Origin of the sequence: Pseudoalteromonas sp. MB41 (assembly GCF_020966275.1) — a bacterium.
GTDB classification, from domain to species: domain Bacteria; phylum Pseudomonadota; class Gammaproteobacteria; order Enterobacterales; family Alteromonadaceae; genus Pseudoalteromonas; species Pseudoalteromonas lipolytica.
This window is the reverse complement of the sequence record NZ_JAJJZF010000048.1, coordinates 1-8,931: the sequence shown is the minus strand read 5'-3', so window position 1 is coordinate 8,931 and position 8,931 is coordinate 1. Positions and strand designations below refer to the sequence as shown.

The 8,931-nt window shown below is 41.2% G+C and carries 8 protein-coding genes; 5 read left to right on the top strand and 3 right to left on the bottom strand.

Translation table 11 applies throughout. The features are described from left to right. The 3 genes from LPA49_RS21925 to LPA49_RS21915 form a co-directional block, all read right to left on the bottom strand. On the bottom strand, positions 1-257 hold a 257-nt coding region (locus tag LPA49_RS21925), incomplete at its 3' end, for a helix-turn-helix domain-containing protein (RefSeq protein WP_326847808.1). An 85-nt stretch (positions 258-342) separates the two neighbouring features. Beyond that, positions 343-840: a DUF417 family protein gene (locus tag LPA49_RS21920; protein WP_074988468.1), complete on the bottom strand. Its 498-nt coding sequence runs from the start codon at positions 838-840 to the stop codon at positions 343-345. Between the two features lie 66 nt (positions 841-906). After that, complete coding sequence (locus LPA49_RS21915; protein WP_074988467.1) at positions 907-1,464, bottom strand: TetR/AcrR family transcriptional regulator; 558 nt, start codon at positions 1,462-1,464, stop codon at positions 907-909. A 451-nt stretch (positions 1,465-1,915) separates the two neighbouring features. On the opposite strand from LPA49_RS21915, the gene LPA49_RS21910 reads away from it, so the two are divergent. The 5 genes from LPA49_RS21910 to LPA49_RS21890 all read left to right on the top strand — a co-directional run. After that, a complete protein-coding gene (locus LPA49_RS21910) occupies positions 1,916-2,686 on the top strand; it encodes an EAL domain-containing protein (protein ID WP_074988466.1) in 771 nt (256 codons plus the stop codon). A gap of 766 nt (positions 2,687-3,452) precedes the next feature. After that, the gene (locus LPA49_RS21905; RefSeq protein WP_074988464.1) at positions 3,453-5,051 is read left to right on the top strand and encodes an ABC-F family ATPase; all 1,599 of its coding nucleotides are present in this window, start codon (positions 3,453-3,455) and stop codon (positions 5,049-5,051) included. A 133-nt stretch (positions 5,052-5,184) separates the two neighbouring features. Then, complete coding sequence (locus LPA49_RS21900; protein WP_074988463.1) at positions 5,185-7,104, top strand: hypothetical protein; 1,920 nt, start codon at positions 5,185-5,187, stop codon at positions 7,102-7,104. A gap of 416 nt (positions 7,105-7,520) precedes the next feature. Then, complete coding sequence (locus LPA49_RS21895) at positions 7,521-8,528, top strand: alpha/beta fold hydrolase (protein ID WP_065979237.1); 1,008 nt, start codon at positions 7,521-7,523, stop codon at positions 8,526-8,528. 145 nt (positions 8,529-8,673) lie between these two features. Beyond that, positions 8,674-8,931, top strand: a 258-nt coding sequence (locus LPA49_RS21890) for a helix-turn-helix domain-containing protein (protein ID WP_326847808.1), incomplete at its 3' end; no start/stop codon positions are given.

The window sequence follows — 8,931 nt, the reverse complement described above, 5'->3', positions numbered from 1 at the left end:
CGCTTGATTTTTTGTGCGGGGCTTTCTTTGGCTTTAGGTGATTTAGGCATAGTCATCTTAGGTGATTGAGTCCAATCCATCTTACCGTGTTTTCTCAACCAAGTAAGCACAGTTGAGCGACCTTGTATGCCATAAATTTTTTGGGCTTGTTTATAAGTCATATCGCCTTTTTCTACAGCGTCGACAACTTGTAATTTAAAGCCTAATGAATAATCTCGTTGTGTTCGTTTGATCGGTGTATTATTTGACTTGGTCATAATAAGTCCTAAATGTGTAAACACATTTCAGGACGAGACATTGAAACGAAAAAAGGCCCTTTCGGACCTTTATGTTACACGGGCATTACTGGGCGTTTTGCTTTGCAACTAACGCTTTTAAGCTGTTACCAGCAACAAACAACGACGCTGCAAACAACCCTATATCTTTTAATAAAAACTCACCCACAAAGCTCAATACAGGAAAACCGACATCGCTCGTAATACCTGATAAAAACACCATCATGCTAATGGTTACTGTAAATAACGCCATGGATAACAGCCCACCAAGCACCGATAAAGCGGGGTTAATAAAGCGTGCGAAAAATAATAAGCCGATGATAATTTCAAGCGAACCTAAAAAGTTTACCAGGCCTTGCTTTGAGAAAAGGGCATACATCCACGAAACCAGTGGGTTATTAGCTATCATGCCGTACATGCCCTCAGCCTGCCCCGCAGAAAACTTAATACCACCAAACCAAATATAGATGATACCGAGTGTAATGTAGATAAGCGGCACACCTGCTTTTTCTAGCTTTTCACCAAGGGCGTTAAACGTTGTTAATTGTGTATTCGTAAAAGCCATAACAGCTCTCCTTTATTTAACCTACTAGTAGCTAGGCTTGCTAGGTAAAATTTTTTGAGTGCTGAACTAGGCCAGCATCTCAATCCATGCATCACACGTTTGATTAAACAAACCAGCATGATGCTCACTTCGGTTTAGCATAAGTGCGCCTTTTATTGCGCAACATATAATGACCGCTTGCTGATAAGCAGTCGGTTTAAAATTAAACTCACCGTTATCAAGTCCGACTTGCAAAATATCACTGAGTATATTTAGCTCAAGATCAGCCATTTTTAATACCTGCTTTTGCAGCGGTTCGGCCATGAGTCGCAAGTCGGTTTGCATGGCGTAAATACCACACATTTGCCCATCGTTCGCACAACTTTGAAACACAGCAAAATAACCTTGTAAACGTGCTTTGGCTGATGGCAGCGTTTTTAAGTGTGATTCTAGCTGCTTTAGCTGCTCGCATTTTAACTGACAAAACGCAATCCCCAAATCGGCTTTGGTTGCAAAATGATGGTGGATACTCGCTTTGCGAATATCGAGCTCTTTTGCAAGGTCTGCATAGCTAAAACCATGGAAACCATTGCTTTGAATAAGCGCATCGGCGTGTTGCAGTATGTTTGTATATGTCGTGTTCATGCTGAGGATATTACCTACCAGTAGGTAGGCTTGCAAGTTATTTTTTAATCAATGCGTAAAATAAATCATGCCTGAGCATAAAAAATACGGTGCGTTTAAGGCTAAAAGCCGCGTTATTTCTGGCATGAGCACAGCGAGTAAGCTGTTTTTAAAAACGACTTTTTAAGCTGCATTGCGTTTTAAGTGCACTGTTAAAGGTTCACTGTGAGAAACATTTTTTAATCGATTGATCTGTTATCAGCAGCTTTATTATCAATTGTTCTTTTGTCAGTTTTTTATTGTCAGTGTGTTCTGCTAGTTAAAGGCTTGTAGCAATGTACTTAAGCGAGCAGCACCACACAGAACTAAAAGATTACAACAACCTATGTAAAACAATACAGACGAGAACATTGCACATTTACGAATTTACTAGCACTATTATATAAGAGAGTACTTAATAAATAGGTAAAAAATGCGCACTAACCAAACTAATTGCCAGCAAGTAAGCTGTAAACAGTGTGAAGACAACTTAGAACTAGGCTTTGACTTCACCATGGCTTTTCAACCTATTATTGACTGCTCCGCAAAGAATATTTTTGGTTACGAAGCCTTAGTGAGAGGCCCTAATAATGAGTCGGCTTATTCTGTTATTTCTCAGGTTAATGACGATAACCGTTACACATTTGATCAACTGTGCCGTGTTAAAGCCATTTCTCTTGCTGCAAAGCTAGCGTTACCGTCTATTTTAAGTATTAACTTTTTACCTAATGCGATTTATCAACCTGAGCGTTGTATTAAAACGACGCTAGCAGCCGCCCAAAAATACAACTTTCCTGTTAAGCAAATAATGTTCGAGTTTACCGAAGTTGAACAAGTCGAAGACACCGCTCATATAAAACGCGTTATTGAATATTATCAATCACTTGGATTTATTACTGCGACCGACGATTTTGGCTCTGGTTACTCAGGGTTAAATTTATTGGCCGATTTCCAAAGTAATATTATTAAGCTTGATATGGAGTTAGTTCGCGATATTCACCTTGATAAAGCACGCCAAACAATTGTTAGCCACTGTATTGCAATGTTCGAAGAGCTTAATATAACACCTCTTGCCGAGGGCATTGAATGTATTGAAGAATACCAATGGCTGCGCAGTGCTGGCGTCAGTTTAATGCAAGGGTATTTATTTGCTCGCCCAGGATTTGAATGCCTACCCGAGGTCGATTTTAGTTTGTTGAATTAGCATAAGCTGCGAAATTCGAGCTACGAAATTCGAGCTGCGAAGTACGAAGTGCTAAGTGCTAGCTACGAAATGCGAGTTACGAAGTGCGAGCTACGAAATTCGAGGTGCGAGGTACGAAGTGCGAGGTGCGAGGTACGAAGTGCGAGGTGCGAAGTGCGAGTTACGAGGTGCGAGTTACGAGGTGCGAGTTACGAAGTGCGAGCTACGAAGTGCTAAGTGCTAGCTACGAAATGCGAGCTGCGAAATTCGAGCTACGAAATTCGAGCTAAGAGCTGCGAGTTACGAGGAGCGAAATTCGAGTTACGAAATGCGAGTTACGAAGTGCGAGGTGCGAGGTGCGAGGTGCGAAGTGCGAGCTGCTAAAAGCGTAATGCGAGATACGAGGAGCGAGTTACGAAGTGCTAAGTGCTAAGTGCGAGCAACGAAATGCGAGCTGCGAAGTGCGAGCAGCTAAAAGGGTAATGCGAGGTACGAAATTCGAGGAGCGAGGTGCGGACTAAATACGCGATGTAGAGCCATTGCTACCGATTGAACTTTTCGCACGAAATAAATTTCACGCCTACACTGTTTAAACTGTGTAGGGTGCATATAGGGCAATAAAGTCTGTTTTATTAGCTCTAATCTTTCCTCGTTAGTATTCATATAAATTTAATAGCCTTCCGGTGGGTGGATCTGTATAATCCGCGGCCTATTATTTACCCTATTGCTTGTTTATTTTCGCAGTTTTGCACCATAACCCTGTCAGTATTTTTCTAGGAATAATTCGTTGATCTCAACCGCAAATATCACCATGCAATTTGGCGCAGAGCCGTTGTTCGAAAACATTTCAGCCAAGTTTGGTAACGGTAACCGCTATGGTTTAATTGGCGCAAATGGTTGCGGCAAGTCAACCTTTATGAAAATTTTAAGTGGTGCACTTACCCCTTCTTCAGGCAACGTGTCGATTACACCAGGCTTAAAAGTCGGAACGCTAAGCCAAGACCAATTTGCGTTTGAGCAATACACAGTGGTTGATGCGGTAATAATGGGCGATACAGAGCTTTGGAAAGTAAAGCAAGAGCGTGACCGCATTTACTCATTACCAGAAATGAGCGAAGAAGACGGCATGAAGGTCGCAGAGCTTGAAAGTATCTTTGCCGAAATGGATGGTTACACGGCAGAAAGCCGCGCTGAAGAAATTTTAATTCAAGCTGGTATTGAACAAGCGTTTCATTACGGGTTAATGGCCAATGTAGCACCGGGTTGGAAACTGCGTGTGTTATTAGCACAAGCGCTGTTTGCTAATCCTGATATTTTGCTTCTTGATGAGCCAACCAATAACTTAGACATTTACACCATTAACTGGTTAGCCAATGAGCTTAACCAACGTAAGTGTACGATGATTATTATTTCGCACGACCGTCACTTTTTAAACTCGGTTTGTACGCACATGGCCGACATTGATTATGGCGAACTGCGCATTTACCCGGGTAACTACGAAAAGTTTATTGAGGCATCTAGCCTTCAACGCGAACAATTACTGGCCGAAAATGCGAAGAAAAGCGCTGAAATCGATGAGCTTCAAGACTTTGTAAACCGCTTTGGCGCTAACGCCTCTAAAGCGAAGCAAGCGAGTTCACGTGCTAAACGTATGGATAAAATTAAGCTAGATGAAGTTAAATCATCAAGCCGTATGAGCCCGTCATTGTACTTTGACGAAGGCAAAAAAATGTACCGCCAAGCACTTGAACTCACTAAGTTAGGCCATGGCTTTGACGGCGAAACCTTATTCAGCGGCGGCGACTTATTACTTGAAGCGGGTGCAAAACTGGCTGTTATTGGTGAAAACGGCGTGGGTAAAACGACGTTTTTACGCTGCTTAGTGAACGAACTTCAAAGTAACGAAGGGGTTGTTAAATGGTCAGAAAATGCAAGCGTTGGTTACTGCCCACAAGACAGCACTAAAGACTTTGATAACGACTTAACCCTATTCGACTGGATGTCGCAGTGGCGCACAGCCAAGCATAACGATTTAATGGTGCGTGGCATGCTAGGGCGTTTGTTATTTACCGCAGACGATGCCAACAAAAAGGCGCGCAACTGTTCTGGTGGTGAGAAAAACCGTTTGTTATTTGGTAAATTAATGATGCAAGACATTAATGTACTCGTAATGGATGAACCCACGAACCACATGGATATGGAAGCCATCGAAGCGCTTAACAATGCGTTAAAAGATTACGAAGGCACGCTTATTTTTGTGAGCCACGACCGTGAGTTTGTTTCGTCATTGGCAACCCGCATTATCGATATTAAGGACAAACAGATCATCGATTTTCAGGGCACATTTGACGAATATATGGACCATGTTGCACAACAAGAGTCATAACCCCTTTTTATACAGGTGAGCTATTTAGCTCACCTTTTTGTTTACGTTCAGTTACATAATACCTTTGACCTACTTACCCACTTTAGGTAATTTACATCTCCCTTACAAAACATAACAAATTTTTAGGATGTAAATGAAAAAGTTCCTTGGCGTATCGGCACTGACGCTTGCGCTCACGGCCTGTGGCGGCTCATCAACAGATAAAAAACCAGATGATAAAGTAGTACAAAATACCGCACCTACATTGTCTGGCTCATTAACAATAAATACAAAAGCACTTGAGCCTGCAACCTTAGTGGTTGATGTAAAAGATGAGCAAAACGATACAATCACTGCAACAATCATTGATAAGCCAGAATGGCTGAACCTCTCTAGCAAAAATAACCAAGTCACCTTTAAAATTGAACCCAGTTTGTTCGATATTGCGAACCATACATTTACGGTTGAGGTGTCGGATGGCAAAGCGACTAATCAGTATACGCTCATTGTGAATGTCGCTGAAAATCGCGAAGCATGGCAATCTATAACGTTAAGCGATGACGATATAATCGGTAATTGGCACACTAAGGATGCGAGCATTCAACTCATTTTTGCCTCGAAAGATAGCGGCGTTCTATCACACAATGGTGAGCTAAGTGCTTTTAAATGGTCAAATCCTGACGTGGTAGCGTTAAACACACACGCTATTGACTGTGTTTTGGACTGTTCTCAAAAAGCATTGATTGAAATTGATGTTTTGGCTAAGCGTGATGATGCACTGCGTGTTGAGTTTTTTAATGTATCTGAAGACAAAGGCGACGTAGTTACATTGTATAAAACACAGCCTGAATTACGCTCACACTATTATGTTGATACCCGTGTGAGTACATTTCACACTGTAAATCATTTGAATACAGAAGCAGAAGAAAGCTACTTTGAGTTTGTGTTAGCCAGCTCAGTGCCGACTCCCTCAGGAAAAACACTATTCCAACCTTATGCCGATTTTTCGGCGATGCTTAATGGCACACAACTTACAATTACTAGCGACACGCTTGTTAATACGTATAACACGTCGCAATTACACAAAGATGGCTACGAGTTTAATGTTGCATTTGACTTAAACTTAATAGATGCAGAAATTATTGCGCAATTTGATGACTTTTTGGTCGTAAAAGTAAGCCACAATTTAACTTATCACGATGAAATAACCCCAAGCCAAATAGCTGAGTCAGCAGAGCTTGTTGCCGCAATGCAAACGCAAACATCGATCGGCACATTTCGCCGTATTACACCAACCGCAGTACCCAACCTTGAAATTGGCACACGTTATACAGGCCGTTTAGATAATAAGATTGCAGACACTGGCGAGGGTTTAACATTACGCTATGTGCCTACACACTTTGCTATAACAGCTGCTAACCAAGCGACCGTCACGTTTAACACACCAAAAAACAACGATTCATTTAAGTGGCATTACACCTTAGATAATAATGGCGAAACCATAAAGTTAACAGGCAATGGCTCAGATACATCATTGCAATTTTTTACAATGCACACAGGTAAAATGCTTTATGCGCTTGAACGTAATAAAGAAGAGCGCCAAGCACGCCTAGCCTACGAGCTATTAGAAGTCATAGACGAAACCAATATCACATTAGCTGATTACAAAGAGGTATTTAGCTACTTACGCCAAGACTTTATCATCGGAAATAATAAAGTATTTTGGTTTATTAACGACGATGGAAAGGGCAGCTACTATTTCAACTCTAGTTTTGGGGAGACAGACGCTGCTTATTTCACACCAAACGCATACTGGCAACTCGAAAGCGACAATAGCATTACGTTTGCATTAATGTCTTTGTGTCCAAACGCTGATGATTTTGTAAGCTGTAAAAACGAAATATTAGCCAATGAAACTGGCAGTTATTTGTCATTAGCTAACTTTAAAATGCTTTATAAAGACGGTGATAAATACATTTTCGACCGCTTAATATGGCAACGTCTATATGATTACAGCGATCAAGTTTATAAAGAAAACGTATATCAGCATAGTTATTGGATGGGTAAGCAATAAGCAAACAGGTTTAGGTTTTTGTTTTTAACCTGCGCGCGTCAATTGTTTCATGATGTGGTTACACACTATGGCGCGATGGCGCGCGAAATAAATTTCACGCCTACAAGTACGGGTTACGAGGTGCGAGGTGCGAGTTTCGAGCTACGAGCTACGAGCTACGAGCTACGAGCTACGAGGTGCGAGGTGCGAGGTGCGAGCTACGAGAGGCGAGAGGCGAGATAAGAGCTACGAGAGGCGAGAGGCGAGATGCGAGATGAGAGCTTAGCGCTGAATACGCATTATAAAATCGTAAAAAAGCGCGCGAGATAAGTTTCATGGCTGCATTGCGCGGTATTTTTTCGTGGCATTTATATTATAAATTTAAAGCAGGGATGATACGCTGGAGACACTTTTTTAAAAAATGGTGGGAAAGGATAATGGTATTATTACGCGTAATATTAATCTCAGCAGTAGCACTGTTTAACGTAAGTTCGGTGCTAGCAAATAATGAAAAACTCAGTTACGACGCTGAGTTGAGTACGTACTCGTACGACTACCCTGTTAAGTTTTTTAACCTGTCTTCTCAACAATCTTCTTTAAAAATGGCTTACTCGTATTTAAAACCTAAGGGTGATAAGCCTACCGTTGTGCTTATGCATGGTAAAAACTTTAATGGTCATTACTGGACATCGACAGCAAAGTATTTAAATGAAGCGGGCTATGGTGTTTTAATCCCCGATCAAATTGGTTTCGGTAAGTCATCAAAGCCTAAAGATTATCAGTTTTCGTTCCCTGCCCTTGCCAATAATACGCATCAATTAATAACGTCGTTAGGTATAAAACGCCCAATTGTTTTGGGGCACTCTATGGGTGGAATGCTGGCAAGCCGCTATGCATTAATGTTTCCTGAGCAAGTGCGAAAACTTATTTTATTGAACCCGATTGGGCTTGAAAACTACCTTAGCTATGTTCAATACAAAGACACTGATTTTTTCTATGATCTTGAGCTTGGTAAAACACCCGAGAAGATCATTGCCTATCAAAAACAAAACTATTATGACGGGAAATGGAATCAAGACTATGAGCAACTTACGCACTTTTTGAGTGGCCAAATTCAGGGGCCTGATCATGAGTTAATGGCATGGGTTAATGCTAAAACCTATGACATGATTTTTACTCAGCCGGTTATTACTGAGTTCGACCAATTTAAAATGCCTGTTGCTTTAATTCTTGGTACTCGCGATAGAACAGGTCCTGGCCGTAACTGGAAAAAGCCGGGTGTAGAATACCAACTTGGTCGCTATGACGAGCTGGGTAAAACGGCCGCTAATCTCATTCCTACTGCGCACTTAATTGAACTAAAAGACATTGGTCACTTGCCTCATATTGAAAATTTTGAGCTATTTAAAAAGGCGATGAATAAAGCGTTAGCCTTTAAAGAATAACGCTCATAATGTGCGTATTTTTGATATGCAAGCGATGCTTACGCTTTAATAATATTGCTATAAAAAAGGCCACAGCAATGCTGTAGCCTTTTGATATTTATCAACTGTCTCGTCCTGAAATGTGTTTACACATTTAGGACTTATTATGACCAAGTCAAATAATACACCGATCAAACGAACACAACGAGATTATTCATTAGGCTTTAAATTACAAGTTGTCGACGCTGTAGAAAAAGGCGATATGACTTATAAACAAGCCCAAAAAATTTATGGCATACAAGGTCGCTCAACTGTGCTTACTTGGTTGAGAAAACACGGTAAGATGGATTGGACTCAATCACCTAAGATGACTATGCCTAAATCACCTAAAGCCAAAGAAAGCCCCGCACAAAAAATCAAGCGT

Excerpts from the sequence above, each read along its gene's own strand:
- LPA49_RS21920 (WP_074988468.1), bottom strand. The coding sequence starts at position 840 with ATGGCTTTTACGAATACACAATTAACAACGTTTAACGCCCTTGGTGAA.
- LPA49_RS21915 (WP_074988467.1), bottom strand. The coding sequence starts at position 1,464 with ATGAACACGACATATACAAACATACTGCAACACGCCGATGCGCTTATT.
- LPA49_RS21910 (WP_074988466.1), top strand. The coding sequence starts at position 1,916 with ATGCGCACTAACCAAACTAATTGCCAGCAAGTAAGCTGTAAACAGTGT.
- LPA49_RS21900 (WP_074988463.1), top strand. The coding sequence starts at position 5,185 with ATGAAAAAGTTCCTTGGCGTATCGGCACTGACGCTTGCGCTCACGGCC.
- LPA49_RS21895 (WP_065979237.1), top strand. The coding sequence starts at position 7,521 with ATGGTATTATTACGCGTAATATTAATCTCAGCAGTAGCACTGTTTAAC.